Genomic DNA, 19,014 nt, shown 5'->3' on the forward strand with positions numbered 1-19,014 from the left:
GGGGTCCGGCGCGCCAAGGATGCACGCCGGGGCAGATCGTCACGCTAGGCGTCGCGGGACGGAGAGGCCGCAGCGCCCCGGCGCCAGTCCTCGAGCGCGGCATTGGGCGCCGGGTCGAGCGTGGAGAGCGCCACCGCCGCATCGGGGCCGGGCGCGGCGGCACCGGGGCTGTCGGCCTCGGGCCGGGGCGGAATCGCCGTCGCGGCGGCGGCCGCCACCGCAGCGGCCATGAGATCGCGTTCATGCGCCTGGGCATGGGCCTGGAAACGTGCCCCGAAATGCAGCGACAGGACCGCGCCGATCAGCCACCACAGACCTTCGGGCATCTGGGCGAGCGTCTCCATCCGGGCGGCGAACCAGTCCGGGGCCACCGCGGCGGCCGCCAGAAGCGCCAGCATCCCGATAGCAGCCAAAGGACGGGGCAGACGGTTGAGCGCATCGATGAGGCGGTCATAGGCCCGGCGCGGGCGCGGCGGCAGGGCCTCGACGGCGGGAGGCAGGCCGGTCGCCTCGGCATGGCGGCGAAGCTCCTCGGCCATGGCGAGGGCCTGTGAGGCCGGGAAACGGGAGAGGAAGGCGGTCAGTGCCATCGGGCAGTCCTTTCACGGTGCTGGGCGTCGGTGAGGCGATAGCGGGGCTGCATGAATTCCTCGGCGCGGAGGATCCATCCGCCCTTTCCGCCGTCGCGACGGCGGGCGAAGCGGCGCAGCGAGGGGCGGGCATCGGCCAGGGCGTAGTAGTAGTTGCGCCGGGCGATGGCATAGGCATCGACGATGTGATCGGGGGCGGCGCGGGCGGCGGCATGAGCCTGGGCTGCGGTCTGCGGCCCCATCAGGCCGTCCACCGTGCAGGGAAAGCCCATCTCTGTCAGCAGCCGCTGGAGCAGCCGCACGGCCTGGTTCCCGGCATTCACCTGCATGTCGAAGACGACGGGCTGAAGCACCGGCGGCAGGCGGTCGAGGCCGGGCCGGCGGAAGTAGTGTTCGATGAAGATCGCGGCGGCCTGATCGGGGGTGAGGCGGCGCAGATCCGCTTCGGTCACGCGGCCATCGCGGTCAAGATCGAGCCCAAGCCGGCGCAGCGTGCCGATGGTCACCCCGTGATGGGTGGCCCCGCCGGGATCGGCCGGATCCTTGACCCAGCCGCCTTCCCGGGCGACGATCTGTCTGGCGATATCCTGGATGGTCTGCATGAAGCCCCCCTATGCGGATGCGGATGGGGGCAGGATCCCAGGAAGAGGTTAACGGAGTCCTACAGCACCGCGCGTTGCGCGCCTGCCGGCAAGTACCTGATCGGCAAGGAAAACAATGGTTAACGCCGGGACAGCATGATTCGCGTCGTCCCTCTGCGGGGGCATCGGGGTTCCCGTCAGCCGTCGGCGTCAGTTGGTCGCCGGGGCGGCATGGCCGGCATCGGGATCATCGGGATCCACATAGACCCCCTGTTCCTTCAGGGCATCGATCACCTCGGCCGGCATGTAGGTCTCGTCATGCTTGGCCAGGATCTCGGTCGCCACGAAGACGCCATCGACATAGCGCCCCTGCCCGACCATGCCCTGATCCTCGGCGAAGAGATCGGGCAGGATGCCGGTATAGGTCACGGGAATCGTCGCCCCGCCATCCGTGACGTTGAAGCGGATCGTCTCGCCCTCGCCGCGGACGATGGAGCCCGCCTCCACCAGACCGCCGATGCGGAACAGTTCGGTCGGCGGGGGCGGGTCGGCCAGCACCTGCGAGGGGGACCGGAAGAAGGCGATCCCGTCGCGCATCGCATAGCCGATGAGCGCCGTCGAAAGGACGAGCGCCGCCGCCATGACGGCGATGATCTGGATGCGGCGCTTCTTCCGCAGGGGCATCATGGCGTCACCTCAGGGGAAGATGGGCGGGGCGAGGAGTCCCTGCGTCTCGGGCAGGCCGAGCATGAGATTGGCGTTCTGGACGGCCTGACCGGAGGATCCCTTGTTGAGATTGTCGAGCGTGGAGACCACGAGGGCGCGGCCCGGCACCCGGTCCCCCGTCACGCCGACATGGACGAAGTTCGAGCCCTGGACATGGGCCATCGCCGGCAGTTCCCCGTAGGGAAGCACGACGACGAAGGGTTCGGGCGCATAGATATCGCGCAGCGCGGCATGGATCGCCTGCGGATCGCCCTTGACATAGCAGGAAGCCAGGATGCCGCGATTGACGGGGACGAGATGGGGGCGTGAACAGGATGCGCACCTCGCGCCCCCGCAAGGGCAGAGAATTCGCGGTCGAATTCCCCCAGATGGCGATGGCGTCCCCCCTGGGAATAGCCCTGGACGTCCTCGCTCCGCTCGGCGAAGAGCATGGTTTCCTTGAGACCCCGCCCCGCCCCCGAGACGCCGTTCTTCAGGTCGCAGATGATGTCGTCGAGGTCGATGAGCCCTTCGGCGATCAGCGGGCGCAGCGCGAACTGGACGCAGGCCGCGTTGCAGCCCGTCCCGGCGACGAGACGGGCCTTGCGGATGCGATCGCGGTAGAATTCGGTGAGGCCGTAGACGGCCTCCTGCTGGAGATCGGGGGCGGCATGGGGCTGGCCATACCAGCGTTCGTAGGACGCGGGGTCGAGGCGGAAATCGGCACCCAGATCCACGATCCGCAGGTTGCGCGGCAGCTTCGCGACGAGAGCCTGCGACAGCCCGTGCGGCAGCGCCAGAAAGGCGAGGTCGATGCCCGACCAGTCCACGGCCTCCACCGCGGTCAGACGCGGCAGGTCGAGATGCCGCAGATGAGGGAAGACCTGCGCGATGCTCTGGCCGGCCTTGCGATCCGCCGTCAGCGCCACGACCTCCATCCCCCCATCGGCCGGCGATCGAGGCGCAGCAGCTCGGCCCCCGTATACGCCCGAGGCGCCGACGACGGCGACGCGCGCCATGCGGGCAGGCGCATCGGACGGGGACGAGGTCTGCTGCAAGGTCATCGATCAGGCTCCGGCCAGGACGGTCTGGGAGAGACATACGGATCGGGGGGCGGCGCCGCAACGGCACGGGTGGTCGCGGATGGCGGCAGGGGCGGCGGCGTGGCGCGCCGCGGCAAGGGTGGCGGCAGGGAGGTCAGGCCGTCGCCCCGGCGCGCGGCGCGGCGCAGGGCAAACGCACCGTGCAGGCCAAGCGGCAGGATCGCCAGCGTCAGGAGCAGGGCTGCCTCGGGCGGCGGATCCGGGGCCCCGGTCGGGGGGGGCGGCAGTTCCGCCAGCAGGAAGAGCGGCAGATTCCACAACCAGTGGACCACGACCGATGGCCAGATCGACCCGCTCCGCAGACGCAGCCCGAGCAGATAGAGCCCCAGCATCCCGGCATTGAGGCTCTGGAGCAAGGCGCCGGGCAGATTGCCGGTGATCTGGACATTCAAGACATGGACGGCACCGAACAGCACCGACACGATGATGCCGGCCTTCAGCACCGGAAAGCGATCGCGCAGCGCCGCATAGAGAAAGCCGCGGAACATCCCCTCTTCGGACAGGGCGATGAGCAGCGTGGGCCAGAGCAGCGCCGCGGCCAGGCCCGCCGGGACGGGCGCGGCGGCGGCCATCAGGGCCAGAGCCGCGATGTAGATCGCGGCCGGCCAGAGGGCAATCAGCCCCTCGCGCCGCGGCAGGCCCAGGCCAAGGCCCCGCCAGCGCAGCAGCGCCGCCGCCCCCGCCAAGAGGAGGCAGGCGGCCAGCAGGCGCGGCGTCATCCCTTCGACCAGCCATTCGGCCGCCCCCTCTCCCGGCAGGGGCATGCGCCCGAAGCCGTCTCCCACGCTCATCCAGGCCAGGAGGAGCGTCACCGCGATGGCGGGGCGGTGGTAGCGGCCCGGCGGCACTCAGGCAGGCTCGAAGACGATCTGACGCCGGAGGAACTGCATCGCACGGTCGGACACGCGGGCCGGCCTGCCGGTCGTCAGGAAGCGGCTCCGGGTGCCGGGGCCGATCATGTTCGGCCGGCGGCGGAGATAATCCGCCAGGGATTCGGCGACCAGGGCGGGCTGGGACAGGACGCGGACCTGCGGCCCCAGCGCCTCGCGGAAGGCATGTTCCACCAGCGGATAATGCGTGCAGCCCAGGACCGCCGCATCCGGCGAGGGCATCTTGCGCTTCAGGGCCTCGACATGCGCCCGCACGAGCGTTTCGGCCAGGATCATGTCGCCATCCTCGATGGCATCGACAACGCCCGCGCAGGCCTGACTTTCGACATCCACACCGATGGCACGGAAGGCCAGCTCGCGCTGGAAGGCCCGCGAGGCGACAGTGGCAGGCGTGGCAAACAGGGCGACATGCTTCACCGCCACCTCGCGCGGGGGGGAATTGTCGCCCCATTGCCGTTCGGTCAGGGCCTCGATGAGCGGAACAAAGACCCCCAGGACCCGCTTGTCCTGCGGCACCCAGCTTTCCTGGATGCGGCGAAGCGCCGCAGCCGAGGCCGTGTTGCAGGCCAGGATCACCAGATCGCAGCCTTCCTCGAACAGGCGGGCCACGCCGCGCGTGGTGAGATCGAAGATGTCGTCGGCATCCCGCACCCCATAGGGGGCATGGGCATTGTCACCATAATAGACAAGGGGCAGATCCGGCAGCCGTCTTCGGACAGCATCCAGAACCGTCAGGCCGCCCAGGCCGCTGTCGAAGATTCCCACCGCCATCGTGCCTTGTCCCCCTGCCCTGTCCCCCCCCGCGGCGAAGGCCGGTCGCGAATCCCGGTCGCGAGCCCCGGGCCCGGCCATGCACCGCGAGAAGCCTGCCAGACAGGACATAGGCTGCATCGCACGGCTCGTCCATCATCCCCACGCCCCCCTGCGAGGCCCCCGACAAGCCCCCGATGCCCGTCTTCCATGCAGCAGAGACGCAGGGCATGCAGCCGCGTCACGCTCTGCCCGCGCGAATCGGGTTTTGCGTGACAAACGGCCACGCATTGCGTCAGAAGCAAGGCTGCCAGTTGTATCGTCGCAATGATGACATAGCTCGGCGCTATCCAGCAGCGGATCGGCAGGGAGGCCGGAATGGACTGGGACAAGCTGCGCATCTTCCACGCGGTGGCCGCGGCGGGGAGCCTGACCCATGCCGGCGACAGTCTGCATCTGAGTCAGTCTGCCGTCAGCCGCCAGATCCGCGCCCTTGAGGAAAGTCTCGGCACCACGCTGTTCCACCGCCATGCCCGGGGTCTGATCCTGACCGAACAGGGCGAGCTGCTGTTCGAGGCGACGCGGGCCATGAACAAGCGTCTGGAAGCCGCCGCGGCGCGCATCCGCGACAGCGCGGAGGAGGTCTTCGGACAACTGCGCGTGACCACCACGACCGCCTTCGGCACGCTCTGGCTCGCCCCCCGTCTGCCGACGCTCTACGAACGCTATCCGGATCTCAACATCGACCTGATCCTCGAGGAGCGCGTGCTCGACCTGCCGATGCGCGAGGCCGATGTCGCGATCCGCATGAAGGAGCCGAGCCAGGCCGACCTGATTCGCAAGAAGCTGATGGGGATCCGCATCGGCCTTTATGCCACGCAGGACTATCTGCGCCGGTCCCCGCCGATCGAGCGCCTCGACGATCTGGCGGGGCATCGGCTCATCTGTCAGGCGTCCTCTTCGCCGCAGGTGGCGGCCGGGGCGACTCTCGTGGCGCAGCTGATGACGCAGGAGCCGCGCAGCGTCCTCAACATCAACAACTATTTCGGCGTGCTTCAGGCAACGCTGAACAGCCTCGGCATCGGGGTCATACCGGACTACATCACCGAGGATTTTCCGACGCTTGTCCGCGTCCTGCCGGAAGTCGAATCGGGCGAGGTGCCCGTCTTCCTTGCCTATCCGGAGGAGCTGCGCCAGTCCAAGCGCGTCGCCGTCTTCCGCGACTTTGTCCAGGACGAGATCTTTGCCCATCGCCGCCGCAACCGCGAGGCCGCAGCCTGACACCCTTCCATGCACGGGACGCAAGGCAGGGTTGTCGATAGCGATCACGTGGTTGCCTTGAAGATGCCCAATCTGCCCGCTACCTAGGCACCGAGGCCGGCGATGCTCCGCGCTCGTCGTCCTCGACCTCCCTGTTGGACTTAGCCGGGCCATCGCGCCCGGCTTTTTTTTGGCTTGGCCTGCGCTGTGGCCCGCAGGTCCGCCCCCCCAGGTCCGCCGCCGCTCCGGGCATCCTTTCCCCCGCGCCGCGGGCGCGCTATGGCGCGCGCGTCCGCCGCAGGAGGAATCCATGACCCCCGAGCCCGCGATCACCCCCGATCTCGTCGCCGCCCATGGCATCAAGCCGGACGAGTGGACGCGGTTGCTTGAACTGCTCGGGCGGGAGCCGACCTTCACGGAGCTGGGCATCGTGTCGGCGATGTGGAACGAGCACTGCTCCTACAAGTCGTCGAAGAAGTGGCTGCGCACGCTCCACACCACGGGGCCGCAGGTCGTCATCGGACCGGGCGAGAATGCCGGCGTCGTCGATCTGGGCGATGGCGATGTCCTCGTCTTCAAGATGGAGAGCCACAACCACCCTTCCTACATCGAACCCTATCAGGGGGCCGCGACCGGTGTGGGCGGAATCCTGCGGGACGTGTTCACCATGGGGGCACGGCCGATCGCCGCCATGAACGCCCTGAGCTTTGGCGAACCGTCCCATCCCAAGACGCGGCGACTTCTGTCCGGGGTCGTTGAGGGAATCGGGGGCTACGGGAATGCCTTCGGCGTGCCCACGGTGGGCGGCGAGGTCCGCTTCCACCCTGCCTATAACGGCAACTGCCTGGTCAATGCCTTTGCAGCGGGGATCGCGAAGCGCGAGGGGATCTTCACATCGGCGGCCTCGGGCGTGGGGCGCCCGGTCGTCTATCTGGGCGCCAGGACGGGGCGCGACGGGGTCGGCGGGGCCACCATGGCCAGCGCCGAGTTCGACGACAGCATCGAGGAGAAGCGGCCTACGGTGCAGGTGGGCGATCCCTTCACCGAGAAGCGGCTGATGGAAGCCTGTCTCGAGCTGATGGCCTCGGGCGCCGTCGTCTCGATCCAGGACATGGGTGCAGCCGGCCTGACCTGCTCGGCCGTGGAGATGGGCGACAAGGGAGGGCTCGGGATCCGGCTCGATCTCGACCGCGTGCCGGTGCGCGAAACGGGCATGACCGCCTACGAGATGATGTTGTCCGAAAGCCAGGAGCGGATGCTCATGGTCCTTCATCCCGAGAAGGAGGCCGAGGCGCGCGCCATCTTCGAGAAATGGGACCTCGACTTTGCCATCATCGGCGAGACCATCCCGGAGGACCGCTTCCTGATCCTGCAGGGCAACACGGTGAAGGCCGATCTGCCGCTCTCGAAGCTTGCCTCGAGCGCACCGGAATACGACCGGCCCTGGGTCGACCCCCCCGCACCGCCGCCGTTGCCGGAGGAGCTGCCGCGGATCGGCGCCATCGAGGGGCTCCGCACGCTCCTTCTGGACCCCAATCACGCCTGGAAGGGATGGATCTGGGAACAGTATGACAGTCAGGTGGGCGCAGACACGATCCGCCCGCCGGGATCGGGCGCCGGCATCGTGCGCGTCCATGGCACGGCAAAGGCCGTCGCCTTCACCAGCGATGTCACCCCGCGCTATGTGAAGGCCAATCCGCGCGAGGGCGGCCGTCAGGCCGTGGCCGAAGCCTGGCGCAATCTCGTCGCGGTGGGTGCGCGGCCGCTGGCCGCCACCGACAACCTGAATTTCGGCAATCCCGAAAAGCCCGAGATCATGGGCCAGTTCGTCGGCGCCATCCTCGGCATCGGCGAGGCCTGCCGGGCGCTCGACTTTCCCATCGTCTCGGGCAATGTGAGCCTCTACAACGAGACGGACGGACGCGCGATCCTGCCGACCCCGACCATCGGGGGCGTGGGGTTGCTGGCCTCGCTCGAGGACATCATCGCCGGGCCCGCACAGGAGGGCGATGCGCTGGTCCTGATCGGCCGGGAAGGATCGCATCTGGGCCAGTCGGCGCTGCTGGCCGCTCTCGGGATAGAGGCGGGCGAGGCGCCGCCCGTGGATCTGGAGACGGAAAGACGCCATGGCGAGTTCGTGCTGGCCAACCGTGCCCTGATCCGCGCCTGCACCGACCTGTCCGATGGAGGACTCGCGCTGGCGGCCTTCGAGATGGCGGCGGCAGCCGGCTGCGGGGCCGAGATCGGGACCGCCGGAACGGCGCCCCTCTTCGGTGAGGATCAGGCCCGCTATCTGTGCGCCACGGCAAGGCCCGATGCGCTGATCGCGGCGGCAGAGGCGGCCGGTGTGCCGGCAGGCGTCGTCGGACGGATCGGCGGAGCGGATCTCCGCCTGGGCGGCGAGAGCGCTCCGATGGATGATCTCGTGAGGCTCTGGCGGACGACCCTTGCGCGCCTCTTCGACTGATCCATGCCGTTGCGGGGCGGCGCGGTGCTGCCTACATTTCCCTTCGAGGGAGACCAGACCATGCCGATGCAGGCCGAGGATATCGAGCGCCTCCTGCGGGAAAGCTTCCCCAAGGCGCGCATCACCATCACCGATCTCGCGGGGGACGGAAACCATTATGCCGCCGAGGTCGTGGACGAAAGCTTTCGCGGCAAGAACCGCGTGGAGCAGCAGCGTGCGGTCTATGCCGCGCTCAAGGGCCGGATGGACGGCCCGTCGGGCGATCTGCATGCCCTGGCCCTGACCACGAAGGCACCCGACTGATGCGCGCACTGATCGATTGGCTCAAGGGACTATGGCAGCCCGCCCCTGTCCCGATTCCCGTTCGCGTCGAGGACCGCTCCCGGCCCCCGCGACGCCCCTGACCCGGTTTTCCCGAAAGGATTGATGATGACCGCCGCTACCGTCCAGGACCAGATCCGCGAGCTTGTCACCTCGCATGATGTCGTGCTCTTCATGAAGGGCACCAAGCAGATGCCACAATGCGGCTTCTCTTCCCGCGTGGCAGGGGTGCTCAACTACATGGGCGTGGACTACGTCGATGTGAATGTCCTGGCCGACCCGGAAATGCGTCAGGGGATCAAGGATTTCTCTGATTGGCCCACGATCCCGCAGCTGTATGTGAAGGGCGAGTTCGTCGGCGGATGCGACATCGTCACCGAAATGACCCTGTCGGGCGAGCTGGACCAGCTCTTCGATGCGAAGGGTGTGCGTTATGACCGCGCCCGGGCCGAGGAGATCCGCAAGGCCAACGCCTGAGACGGCCACCACAGGAGGAAGTCCCCACCGGCGGCGCCAGAACACCGGCAGGTGAACACCGGCAGCTGCTCTGGCGCTTGTGCAACAGTCCCTCGGCTCCGGAACGGATCAGGGTCCCTGTCGGCTGGGCTTTCAGTCTGCCGGTATGATTGAGTGATCCGGACCGCTGCTGCCACAGCCAGGACCGGATGTCGTCCCTGCCCTTCCATGTCCCGCAAGCCCGGCGCGGCATCGTGCCTGTTCCTGCCCTGCGCGGGCCGATGTCATGGCGCTGATCCTCGATATCCTGCTGGGTGCCGCCTTCGCGGCTCTGGCAAGCGGGGCGGTGCAGATCTGGCGGCGCCAGATGGAGGCCGATCGCCACGAGGCCTTGCGCGCGCTCGCTGCCCGGCGCGGCTGGGCCCTGACGGAAGGTGGAAGGGGGCTCGGGCGCAGCGGGTCGATGCGGATCACCCCGCGCGGAGGCCATCCCTGGACGCTGGAGGTGAGGCCCGAGGACGGCCGGACCGATTTTGCCGCCGAGAGCCCGCGCTGGACAGAGGGGCATCTTGTCCTGGCCGCCGCAGCCCCCGATCGACGCGACGCGGCTGCGCTGGTGGCAGAAGTCCCGTCCATGGGCTTCCTGCGCCCCGCCGAGGCCCCGGCGGGCTTCCTGATGCTGAACGATGGGGATCCCGGCAGGCGGCTCCCGCTGGAGGATGTCGCGCAACTGTTGCGCGCCTGGCAGCCGGTCGTGCGGGGACGCAAGGGGCTGCCCCTGCTCATGCTGACACCGGAGGGAATCCGCCTCCGGCTCGGTCATCCGCTGAAGCGGGCGGATCAGGTGGAACGCTTTGCCGATCTGGCCCTGGTCATCAGCCGCATCATCGGCCCCTGAAGGGAACGGAAGGGACAGGACAAGCGGAGGACGGCGGGTTCAGCGGTCAGGCCGCCTCAGGCGCGAAATCCCCCACGGCCCGGGCAAGTGCCTCGGCCTCCTCGGCCACGGCCTCGAAGAGGGCGACGGCCTCCTCGGGGAGGACGGGAATCTCCACCGGCACCGGCACTTCCCGCGGGGCGGCCCGCGCCTCCTGCTCGAGCGCGGCGATCCGGGCCTCGGCCTCGCGCAGACGCTCCTCGAGACCGGCGGCCTTGTCGGCCAGCATCAACCCGGCCATGAGGAGCATCCGGCTCTCGGGCATGCGTCCGATCTGCGAGGACAGGGCCGTGGCTTCGGCATCGAGCATGTCCGCCGCGGAGCGCAGATAGGATTCCTCCCCCGGCTGGCAGGCGACCTCGAAATGGCGGCCGCCGATGGTGATCTCGACCTGCGGCATCAGAGAGCCTCCTCGACGATCGGGGTCAGTTCCCGCAGGACGGCATCGATCTCGGCCCGATCCCGTTCGGCGCTGGCCCGAAGGCGGGCGATCTCGGCCCGGGCCTCGGCCAGCTGCTGCTCGAGCTCGCGGATCTGCCCGTCATCGCTGTCCTGCCTGCGTTCGCGCAGGGCCCGGATCCGCTCCTGGAGCTGGGCATTGGCGATCCGCTCTTCCTCAAGCTCGGCGCGCAGACGCTCCAGCTCCGTCTGGTTGGGCGCCGCCGCCAGCCGGGAGGCCAGAGCCTCCGTCCCCGCGGCGATCGCGGACAGGGCGGCATCCACACGCTCCTTCGCAGCACGCAGACGTGCCATCGCGTCTTCGTCACCCCCCCGGTCTGCATCGCCCCACCTTTTTCCTTGTTGCCTTTGCCTTGCTGCGCGGGCCACACGCTGCGGGCCACTCCCGAGGACCCTAGACGGAAGCCGCGGGGCCCGCAACGCCGGTGCCGGCCCGGGACAGCCTCTTGCTTGATCCCGCCGGAAGGACTGCTAAGGGAGTGAGGACATTCAAAGGGAGAGATCGCCATGGATATCGCGGCGCTGCGCGCGGCCCATCCCGAGCATTGGCGGCTGGCAGCCGCGATCCGCGTGCTGACGCTCGATGCCGTGGCGGCCGCGAATTCGGGCCATTCGGGCATGCCGATGGGCATGGCGGATGTCGCCACCGTGCTGTTCGACCGGCATCTGCGCTTTGACCCCAAGGCGCCGCACTGGCCGGACCGTGACCGCTTCGTCCTGTCGGCCGGGCACGGATCCATGCTGCTCTATGCCCTGCTCCATCTGACCGGCTATCCTGACATGCCGATCGAGGAGATCCGCAACTTCCGCCAGTGGGAATCGCGCACGCCCGGCCATCCGGAGGTGCATCACACCGCCGGGGTCGAGACCACCACGGGTCCACTCGGGCAGGGCCTGGCCAATGCCGTCGGCATGGCCATCGCCGAAGAGGCGCTGCGCGCCCGTTTCGGGGCAAAGCTGATCGACCATTACACCTATGTGATTGCCGGCGACGGCTGCCTGATGGAAGGCGTCAGCCAGGAGGCGATCAGCCTGGCCGGCATGCAGCGGCTGTCGCGGCTGATCGTGCTGTTCGACGACAACGGCATCACCATCGACGGCAAGGTGTCGCTGGCCGATGCGACGGATCAGGGCGCGCGTTTCGCCGCCTCGGGCTGGCATGTGCAGGCGATCGACGGACACGACCCCGACGCCATCGACGCCGCCATCCGCGCGGCCAAGGCCGATCCGCGCCCCTCGCTGATCGCCTGCCGGACGCATATCGGCCTGGGGTCGAGCGCCCAGGGCACGGCCAAGGCCCATGGCGCCCTGACGGATGCCCAGCTCATCGCCGAGACCAAGGCCGTCTATGGCTGGGAGCATCCCCCCTTGTCATCCCGGCCGACATCAAGGCCCGCTGGGAGGCGATGGGCGAGCGCGGCGCCGCCGCCCGCGCCGAATGGGAGACACGCCTGGCCGCCCTGCCTGCCGCCCGTCAGGCCGAGTTCCGCCGCGTGATGGAGGGCGCCGTTCCCAGGCGCCTGGCCGGGGCGATCCGCGCCGTCAAGAAGGCCGCCATCGGCGGCAAGGCCGTGGCGACCCGCAAATCCTCGGAGATCGTGCTCGAGGCCGTTAACAAGGTCATGCCCGAGACCATCGGGGGGTCGGCCGACCTCACGGGGTCGAACAACACCCGGACAGCGGATATGGGCGTCTTTGCCCCCGATAACCGCAAGGGGCGCTACATCCACTGGGGCATCCGCGAACACGGGATGGCCGCTGCGATGAACGGGATGGCCCTGCATGGGGGCGTCCTGCCCTATGGCGGCACCTTCCTGTGCTTTGCCGATTATGCACGCCCTGCCATCCGCCTGTCGGCCCTGATGGGCACGAAGCTCATCTATGTCTTCACCCATGATTCGATCGGCCTTGGCGAGGATGGCCCCACCCATCAGCCCGTCGAGCATCTGGCGATGCTGCGCGCGACGCCGGGGCTGCGGGTGATCCGTCCTGCCGACACCGTGGAGACCGCCGAGGCCTGGGAGATCGCGCTGACATCGGACGGGCCGACGGCGCTGGCCCTCTCGCGCCAGAATCTCGCGCCCGTGCGGGACAGTCACACCAACCGCAACCTGTCGGCCCGCGGGGCCTATGTCCTGGCCGAGGCCGAGGGACGCCGGCAGGCGGTGCTGATCGCCACCGGATCGGAAGTCGAGATCGCGCTGAAGGCGCGCGAGATCCTTCAGGCCGAGGGGATCGGCACGCGGGTCGTGTCGATGCCGTCGATGGAGCTTTTTGCGGCACAGGACGAGGGCTATCGCCGCCGCGTCCTGGCGCCCGGCGCGCTGCGTGTCGCCATCGAGGCCGGCGTGCGCCAGCCCTGGGACCGCTGGCTTCTCGGCGATGGAGGACGCGAGGCAAAGGCCGCCTTTGTCGGCATGACCGGTTTCGGGGCCTCGGCCCCCGAGAAGGTGCTCTACCAGAAGTTCGGGATCACCGCAGAGGCCGTCGCCGAACGGGTCCGGGCGATGCTCTGAGGCGGCGGCGGGAATCGGGGCGATGACGAACCGCCTGGCGATCGCTATCCTGATCGTACTGGCGTTGTTCTTCGCCCTCGATCACTGGCTGTTGCATTGGGGGGCGCCGCTGTTCCTGGCACGGCAGGGGCTGCGGCTGATCGAATGGCTGGCCTTCTGGCGCTGAAAGCCGGCGCCGGTTGACGCGCGGCGCGAAATCGCCAAGGTGCCGCGCAACGCCCCGCACAGGGGCACAGGGTTGGAGGGACGCAGATGGCAGTCAAGGTCGCGATCAACGGATTCGGCCGGATCGGGCGCAACATCCTGCGCGCGATCATCGAATCGGGGCGCACGGATATCGAGGTGGTCGCGATCAACGATCTCGGCCCGGTGGAGACGAATGCGCATCTGATCCGCTTCGATTCCGTCCATGGCAGGTTCCCCGGCACGGTCACCACCGGGCCGGACTGGATCGATGTCGGCCGCGGACCGATCCGCGTCACGGCCGAGCGCAATCCGGAGGCCCTGCCCTGGGGCGATGTCGATATCGCGCTGGAATGCACGGGCATCTTCACCGCCCGCGACAAGGCCGCGATGCATCTGAAGAACGGATCCAAGCGGGTCCTGATCTCGGCCCCCGGCGAAGGCGCCGACAAGACCGTCGTCTATGGCGTCAACCACGACACCCTCACCAAGGATGACATCGTGGTGTCGAATGCCTCCTGCACGACGAACTGTCTGAGCCCCGTCGCCAAGGTGCTGCACGAGAAGATCGGCATCGCCCGGGGCTTCATGACGACGATCCACAGCTATACCGGCGATCAGCCGACGCTCGACACGCTGCACAAGGATCTCTACCGGGCCCGCGCCGCGGCCCTGTCGATGATCCCCACCTCCACGGGCGCGGCCAAGGCTGTCGGCCTTGTCCTGCCCGCGCTCAAGGGCAAGCTCGATGGCGTGGCGATCCGCGTGCCGACGCCGAATGTGTCGGTCGTGGACCTGACATTCGAGGCCGCGCGCGACACCACGAAGGAAGAGATCAATGCCGCCATCCGGGAGGCGGCGGACGGCCCGCTGAAGGGGATCCTCGGCTACACCGAGCATCCCAATGTGTCGGTGGACTTCAATCACGATCCGCATTCCTCGGTCTTCCACATGGACCAGACCAAGGTGATGGACGGGAAGTTCTGCCGCATCCTGAGCTGGTACGACAACGAATGGGGCTTCTCCAACCGCATGGCGGATGTGGCCGTGGCCATGGGCGCCCTCATCTGAGCGCATCAGGGGGCCGGCCGGGGGGGCATGACCTCTCAGGCTGACCCCCCTCCGCTTCGTCCGGCCGGATGTCGCATCGGCAATCCGGCCGCAGCCCCGTTCGGGGCAGGGCCACGCCGTCAGCATGATCTCGCCGCGCGTCATGCATGAGACGCAAGGCAGCTTGCCGCTGACGGCGCTTTTGCTGCGGCGCAGCATGACTAGATCGGGTGGCGGGGATGATCCCCAACCTTCATCAGGGAGCCACCCATGACCTTTATCAGCCGTCTTCAGAAGGCCGCGCGTCAGCGCGCCGAATACCGCCGCACCCTGTGGGAGCTGCGTGGCCTCACCCCGCGGCAGTCCGAGGATCTCGGCATCTATCCCGGCGACGAGCGCCGGATTGCCCGCGCTGCCGTCTATGGCTGAGCCGCAGCCGGTGCAGCCGGTGCAGCCATTCCCCTGACCCGTCGCGCTGCGGCCGGACCGAGCCGGTCATGCAGCGCGGCGGCGACGGCGGGCGGAACGAAGCGCGACACGTCTCCCCCCAGCCGCGCGATCTCCTTGACAAGCCTGGAGGCGATGGCCTGATGCCGGGCCTCGGCCATGAGAAACACCGTCTCGATGCTGTCGTCGAGCATGCGGTTCATGCCGACCATCTGGAATTCGTATTCGAAATCCGCAACGGCCCGAAGCCCCCGGAAGATGGCTCCGGCCCCGACCTCGCGGGCACAGTCGATCAGCAGCCCCTCGAAGGGGTAAACGACGATCTCGCAGGCCTTTGAGGCAAGCGGCGCCACCTCGGCCTCGATCAGGGCCACCCTCTCCTCCAGGGTGAACAGGGGGCCCTTGTCGCGGTTGATGGCAACGCCCACCACCAGCCGGTCCACCAGCCGGCAGGCGCGACGGATGATGTCCGTATGGCCGAAATGGATCGGGTCGAAGGTGCCGGGATACAGGCCGATGCGCATCAGCGGCCCACGATCATGCCTTCGAGGGCATCCCTTTCCATCGCCAGTTCGGAGAGGCGGGCCTTCACCACATCCCCGATGGAGATGAGGCCCACCATGCGGCCATCCTCCATGACCGGCAGATGACGGAACCGCCCCTCGGTCATCCGGGTGAGGACATCATCGGCCTGTTCGTCGCCGCTGCAGGTCTGGACGGCTTCGGTCATCATCTCGGCCACCGTCTCGGCAAAGCATTCCGGGCCGCGCCGCCCCATCTCCCGCACGATGTCGCGTTCGGAGATGACACCCTCCGGGCGCGCGCCATCGCGGCTGACCACGAGACAGCCGATGCGCCTCTCGGAGAGGATCCGCGCCGCCTCGGCCACGGTGGCGTCGGGGGGGATCGTCAGGACCTCATCACTGCCCTTGGATTTGAGGATCTGTCGGACGAGCATGGCCTCCTCCCTCCGTTCACGGTTCGGTTCAAGCGTCACAGGGGCGTGAGGCTTCTGTCAAGCGCACCTCTGCCTCAAGGCGCAGGATCTCGGCCCGCAGGCCCTGGATCAGCGCTCCGGCGAGACGGGCCATCCGTTCGCTCCGCCTGTCGGCGTCATGCCGGACCAGATAGTAGGTCCGGCGGAGCTCGACCGTCCCGGTCAGGATGCGGCCCAGTTCAGGGGCGAAAGGCAACGCGAAATCATGCACCACCCCGACACCCCCCCTGCCGCAGCAGCATGATCTGGACCGGAACCGCATTCGAGGCAAGAGCCGCCGTTTCGAGGCCGGCTTCCTCCAGCGTGTCCAGCGCCCGATCGAAGATCATGTCGGGGATGTAACCCACGACCGGGCGGCCCTTCAGATCTGCAAGGCTGCGGACCGGCGGGGCATCGCGGCGCTGCGCGAGATGGAGATGGTAGTCGGCAATCTTCTGGACCGTGAGACGCCCCGAATCGGGCGGTGTCACCATGATGGCCATGTCGGCCTCGCGCCGGCTGAGCGAAACCATCCGTGGCAGGGCCAGGATCTGGATCTCCAGTCCCGGATTGGCTGACCGGATCCGGGCGGCAACCTGCGGCAGCAGGTAATTCGCACAGCCGTCGGGCGCACCGATGCGCAACTGGCCGGTCAGACCCTCGGCCGCCCCCCTGCCCTCCTCGGTGGCCAGACGCACGGCCTCTTCCGCCGCTTCCGCATGGGGAAGAAGGCGTGCACCGGCTTCGGTCAGGGCATAGCCCTGAGGCCCCTTGAGGAAGAGCGCCGTGCCCAGCCGCGCCTCCAGCCGGGCAATGCGCCGTCCCACCGTAGCCGGATCCATCCGCAGCCCCGGCGCCGCCTTCGACAACCCGCCCCCGCGCGCCACGCCCAGAAAGATGCGCCAGTCGTCCCAATCCATGGTTTTGCATCCATGCAAGACAGGTAAGGAAAGATGCGCCTTCCTTTCGCGTCGATGCAAGAGTAGGGCCAGCGCAGGATCGGGAGGATGCCATGAAGGAATTGACCCATTACATCGGCGGCGAACATGTGAAGGGCACATCCGGCCGTTTCGGAGATGTCTTCAATCCCGCCACGGGCGAGGTTCAGGCCAGGGTGCCCCTGGCCAGCCGCGAGGAGCTGGACCGTGCCGTCCGGATCGCCGCCGAGGCCCAGCCCCGATGGGCTGCGGTCAACCCGCAGCGGCGCGCGCGCGTCCTGATGCGCTTCGTGGATCTGCTCAACCGCGACATGGACAAGCTGGCCGAGGCCCTGAGCCGCGAACATGGCAAGACGCTGCCCGATGCCGTGGGCGACATCCAGCGGGGGCTCGAGGTCGTCGAGTTCTGCATCGGCGCGCCCCATCTGCTCAAGGGAGAGTTCACCGACGGCGCCGGTCCCGGCATCGACATGTATTCGATGCGCCAGCCCCTCGGTGTGACGGCGGGGATCACGCCCTTCAACTTTCCGGCGATGATCCCGATGTGGATGTTCGCCCCCGCCATCGCCTGCGGCAATGCCTTCATCCTCAAGCCCTCCGAACGCGACCCCTCTGTCCCGCTGATGCTGGCCGAGCTGATCGAGGAGGCCGGCCTGCCCAAGGGCATCCTGCAGGTCGTCAACGGCGACAAGGAGGCGGTGGACGCGATCCTGGAGCATCCGGTCATCCAGGCCGTGGGCTTTGTTGGCTCCACGCCGATCGCAGCCTACATCTACGAACGCGGTGCCGCCCATGGCAAGCGCGTGCAGGCCTTCGGCGGCGCCAAGAATCACATGATCATCATGCCCGACGCCGACATGGATCAGGCAGCCGATGCCCTTGTGGGCGCCGGCTATGGCGCCGCGGGCGAGCGCTGCATGGCGATCTCGGTCGCGGTGCCCGTCGGCGAGGAGACCGCAGACCGCCTGATCGAAAAGCTCGTGCCCCGCATCGAAAAACTGAAGGTCGGCCCCTATACCGCGGGCAAGGATGTGGACTATGGCCCCGTCGTCACCGCCGCCGCCAAGGCGAACATCCTGCGGCTTGTGGAATCCGGCATCGAACAGGGCGCGAAGCTTGTGGTGGATGGACGGAACTTCACGCTCCAGGGCTATGAGAACGGCTTCTTCGTCGGGCCGCATCTCTTCGACCATGTGACGCGGGACATGGAGATCTACCGCAAGGAAATCTTCGGGCCGGTCCTCTCCACCGTCCGGGCGAAATCCTACGAGGAGGCGCTGGGCCTTGCCATGGATCACGAATATGGCAACGGCACCGCCATCTTCACCCGCGACGGCGACACCGCGCGCGATTTCGCCTCTCGGGTCAATGTCGGCATGGTGGGGATCAATGTCCCGATCCCGGTGCCCCTGGCCTATCACACCTTCGGCGGATGGAAGCGTTCCGCCTTCGGCGACCTGAATCAGCACGGACCGGACAGCTTCCGCTTCTATACCCGCACGAAGACGGTGACAGCCCGCTGGCCTTCCGGCATCAAGGAAGGAGCCGCCTTCAACTTCCGCCAGATGGAGTGAGATGCCGCTCGCCTTCCGCATTCTTCCCGCCGCCAACCTGGTTCATGTGCGGTACTGGGGCTTTGCGGAGATCGAGGAGACGGAGCAGGCCATGCGGGCCTGCTTCGCCCGGCCCGATTTCCGGCCCGGCATGCGGCATCTCGTGGACTTCACCGCAGTGGAAGGATTTTCGCGGGACTATGCAGGCTTCATGCGGCTTCAGGCCGGGGTGGCCGATCTGCTGCTCGGACAGCCTGTCGAGACGATGCTGGTGATCGTGGCCGGTTCGCCCTCTGGGCGGGCGATGGCTGGCTTGGTGATGCGAACCTGGGACGATGTCGACGGGATCGTGATCCGTGTGCAGGACAGCCTCGATGATGCGCTCGGCATCTTGGGGCTGCCGCCCGACACGTTGAATGCCGCAGTTCCCTGGTCGGACCAGATGGACCCTGCCTGACCTCCGCGAGCCCGCCCGAGGCTAGCGGATGATGGCCCGAACCACGACAAGAACCACGATCGCGAACACGAGTGCCACCAGAAGCACCGCAATGACGGCGGTTCCGACCAGCGCCGTCAGGCCCAGGGCCGCCAGGACAAAGGGCGCGGCCACGGCCGCCACGACCCCGACCAGAAGATAGAGGGGCGTGTTGCGACCGCCGGCGATCCGGCTTGCGATCCAGCCCGCCAGAAGCCCGACCGCCGCCAGCAGCAGGATCATGATCCAGCCCAGCGTTCCCAGAACATTCTCCATTTCCTCGATCCTCCGCCTGTCGTGACAGCCCAACCCTAGCCGGGGGACGGGCGGCCGCCTATCCTTGTCCTCCGTCAAGAT

Annotated in this window: 20 protein-coding genes and 3 pseudogenes; 11 read left to right on the forward strand and 12 right to left on the reverse strand. The window is 68.1% G+C overall.

Annotated features, from left to right (window positions below):
• Positions 1–44 precede the first annotated feature (44 nt).
• The 6 genes and pseudogenes from RUTHE_RS04955 to RUTHE_RS04980 all read right to left on the reverse strand — a co-directional run bounded on the left by RUTHE_RS04955 (position 45) and on the right by RUTHE_RS04980 (position 4,640).
• The gene (locus tag RUTHE_RS04955; protein WP_021097206.1) at positions 45–590 is read right to left on the reverse strand and encodes a 3TM-type holin; all 546 of its coding nucleotides are present in this window, start codon (positions 588–590) and stop codon (positions 45–47) included.
• Entirely contained in the window at positions 581–1,192 is a 612-nt protein-coding gene (locus RUTHE_RS04960) for a holin-associated N-acetylmuramidase (RefSeq protein WP_021097207.1), read from the reverse strand. The genes RUTHE_RS04955 and RUTHE_RS04960 overlap by 10 nt, the downstream gene beginning before the upstream one ends.
• Positions 1,193–1,381: 189 nt before the next feature.
• Positions 1,382–1,858 carry a cytochrome c maturation protein CcmE gene (ccmE, locus tag RUTHE_RS04965; protein ID WP_021097208.1) on the reverse strand — a complete coding sequence of 159 codons (477 nt, stop codon included), beginning with the start codon at positions 1,856–1,858 and terminating at the stop codon, positions 1,382–1,384.
• 9 nt (positions 1,859–1,867) lie between these two features.
• Positions 1,868–2,895, reverse strand: a pseudogene (gene argC / locus RUTHE_RS04970) (N-acetyl-gamma-glutamyl-phosphate reductase).
• Between the two features lie 41 nt (positions 2,896–2,936).
• Positions 2,937–3,827: a CPBP family intramembrane glutamic endopeptidase gene (locus tag RUTHE_RS04975; protein WP_021097211.1), complete on the reverse strand. Its 891-nt coding sequence runs from the start codon at positions 3,825–3,827 to the stop codon at positions 2,937–2,939.
• Complete coding sequence (locus RUTHE_RS04980; RefSeq protein ID WP_021097212.1) at positions 3,828–4,640, reverse strand: glutamate racemase; 813 nt, start codon at positions 4,638–4,640, stop codon at positions 3,828–3,830.
• A gap of 357 nt (positions 4,641–4,997) precedes the next feature.
• On the opposite strand from RUTHE_RS04980, the gene RUTHE_RS04985 reads away from it, so the two are divergent.
• From RUTHE_RS04985 to RUTHE_RS05005, 5 genes are all read left to right on the forward strand, one after another.
• Positions 4,998–5,900 carry a LysR family transcriptional regulator gene (locus RUTHE_RS04985; protein ID WP_021097213.1) on the forward strand — a complete coding sequence of 301 codons (903 nt, stop codon included), beginning with the start codon at positions 4,998–5,000 and terminating at the stop codon, positions 5,898–5,900.
• 289 nt (positions 5,901–6,189) lie between these two features.
• Positions 6,190–8,346 (forward strand): phosphoribosylformylglycinamidine synthase subunit PurL, encoded by a 2,157-nt coding sequence (gene purL / locus RUTHE_RS04990; RefSeq protein ID WP_021097214.1) that lies wholly within the window; start codon positions 6,190–6,192, stop codon positions 8,344–8,346.
• Between the two features lie 60 nt (positions 8,347–8,406).
• Positions 8,407–8,649 carry a BolA/IbaG family iron-sulfur metabolism protein gene (locus tag RUTHE_RS04995; RefSeq protein ID WP_021097215.1) on the forward strand — a complete coding sequence of 81 codons (243 nt, stop codon included), beginning with the start codon at positions 8,407–8,409 and terminating at the stop codon, positions 8,647–8,649.
• A 126-nt stretch (positions 8,650–8,775) separates the two neighbouring features.
• A complete protein-coding gene (gene grxD / locus RUTHE_RS05000) occupies positions 8,776–9,144 on the forward strand; it encodes a Grx4 family monothiol glutaredoxin (protein WP_021097216.1) in 369 nt (122 codons plus the stop codon).
• A 265-nt stretch (positions 9,145–9,409) separates the two neighbouring features.
• Positions 9,410–10,021: a hypothetical protein gene (locus RUTHE_RS05005; RefSeq protein WP_021097217.1), complete on the forward strand. Its 612-nt coding sequence runs from the start codon at positions 9,410–9,412 to the stop codon at positions 10,019–10,021.
• Between the two features lie 46 nt (positions 10,022–10,067).
• On the opposite strand, the gene RUTHE_RS05010 is transcribed toward RUTHE_RS05005, so the two are convergent.
• The gene (locus RUTHE_RS05010) at positions 10,068–10,460 is read right to left on the reverse strand and encodes a cell division protein ZapA (RefSeq protein WP_021097218.1); all 393 of its coding nucleotides are present in this window, start codon (positions 10,458–10,460) and stop codon (positions 10,068–10,070) included.
• Positions 10,460–10,813, reverse strand: a complete 354-nt coding sequence (locus tag RUTHE_RS05015; RefSeq protein WP_021097219.1) for a hypothetical protein — start codon at positions 10,811–10,813, stop codon at positions 10,460–10,462. The genes RUTHE_RS05010 and RUTHE_RS05015 overlap by 1 nt, the downstream gene beginning before the upstream one ends.
• Before the next feature lie 213 nt (positions 10,814–11,026).
• On the opposite strand from RUTHE_RS05015, the pseudogene tkt reads away from it, so the two are divergent.
• The 4 genes and pseudogenes from tkt to RUTHE_RS15925 all read left to right on the forward strand — a co-directional run bounded on the left by tkt (position 11,027) and on the right by RUTHE_RS15925 (position 14,697).
• A pseudogene (gene tkt, locus RUTHE_RS05020) lies at positions 11,027–13,035 on the forward strand (transketolase).
• Between the two features lie 22 nt (positions 13,036–13,057).
• Positions 13,058–13,201 (forward strand): hypothetical protein, encoded by a 144-nt coding sequence (locus RUTHE_RS16630; protein ID WP_021097222.1) that lies wholly within the window; start codon positions 13,058–13,060, stop codon positions 13,199–13,201.
• An 86-nt stretch (positions 13,202–13,287) separates the two neighbouring features.
• Positions 13,288–14,289, forward strand: coding sequence for a type I glyceraldehyde-3-phosphate dehydrogenase (gap, locus tag RUTHE_RS05030; RefSeq protein ID WP_021097223.1), 1,002 nt, complete (start codon positions 13,288–13,290; stop codon positions 14,287–14,289).
• Positions 14,290–14,538: 249 nt separating this feature from the next.
• Positions 14,539–14,697 carry a YjiS-like domain-containing protein gene (locus RUTHE_RS15925; RefSeq protein WP_021097224.1) on the forward strand — a complete coding sequence of 53 codons (159 nt, stop codon included), beginning with the start codon at positions 14,539–14,541 and terminating at the stop codon, positions 14,695–14,697.
• Here the strand turns inward: RUTHE_RS15925 and coaD are convergent.
• The 3 genes and pseudogenes from coaD to RUTHE_RS05045 all read right to left on the reverse strand — a co-directional run bounded on the left by coaD (position 14,688) and on the right by RUTHE_RS05045 (position 16,611).
• Positions 14,688–15,239 (reverse strand): pantetheine-phosphate adenylyltransferase, encoded by a 552-nt coding sequence (coaD, locus tag RUTHE_RS05035; protein ID WP_021097225.1) that lies wholly within the window; start codon positions 15,237–15,239, stop codon positions 14,688–14,690. The genes RUTHE_RS15925 and coaD overlap by 10 nt on opposite strands.
• Positions 15,239–15,673 (reverse strand): CBS domain-containing protein, encoded by a 435-nt coding sequence (locus tag RUTHE_RS05040; RefSeq protein WP_021097226.1) that lies wholly within the window; start codon positions 15,671–15,673, stop codon positions 15,239–15,241. The genes coaD and RUTHE_RS05040 overlap by 1 nt, the downstream gene beginning before the upstream one ends.
• A 28-nt stretch (positions 15,674–15,701) precedes the next feature.
• A pseudogene (locus RUTHE_RS05045) lies at positions 15,702–16,611 on the reverse strand (LysR family transcriptional regulator).
• Positions 16,612–16,703: 92 nt separating this feature from the next.
• Between RUTHE_RS05045 and RUTHE_RS05050 the strand changes: the two are divergent.
• Both RUTHE_RS05050 and RUTHE_RS05055 read left to right on the forward strand, forming a co-directional pair.
• The gene (locus tag RUTHE_RS05050; protein ID WP_021097229.1) at positions 16,704–18,203 is read left to right on the forward strand and encodes a CoA-acylating methylmalonate-semialdehyde dehydrogenase; all 1,500 of its coding nucleotides are present in this window, start codon (positions 16,704–16,706) and stop codon (positions 18,201–18,203) included.
• Position 18,204: 1 nt separating this feature from the next.
• A complete protein-coding gene (locus tag RUTHE_RS05055) occupies positions 18,205–18,639 on the forward strand; it encodes a hypothetical protein (RefSeq protein WP_021097230.1) in 435 nt (144 codons plus the stop codon).
• Positions 18,640–18,660: 21 nt separating this feature from the next.
• On the opposite strand, the gene RUTHE_RS05060 is transcribed toward RUTHE_RS05055, so the two are convergent.
• Positions 18,661–18,933 (reverse strand): hypothetical protein, encoded by a 273-nt coding sequence (locus RUTHE_RS05060; RefSeq protein ID WP_021097231.1) that lies wholly within the window; start codon positions 18,931–18,933, stop codon positions 18,661–18,663.
• Between the last annotated feature and the right edge of the window lie 81 nt (positions 18,934–19,014).

The sequence above is a fragment of the Rubellimicrobium thermophilum DSM 16684 genome (genome assembly GCF_000442315.1).
Taxonomy (GTDB): Bacteria; Pseudomonadota; Alphaproteobacteria; order Rhodobacterales; family Rhodobacteraceae; genus Rubellimicrobium; species Rubellimicrobium thermophilum.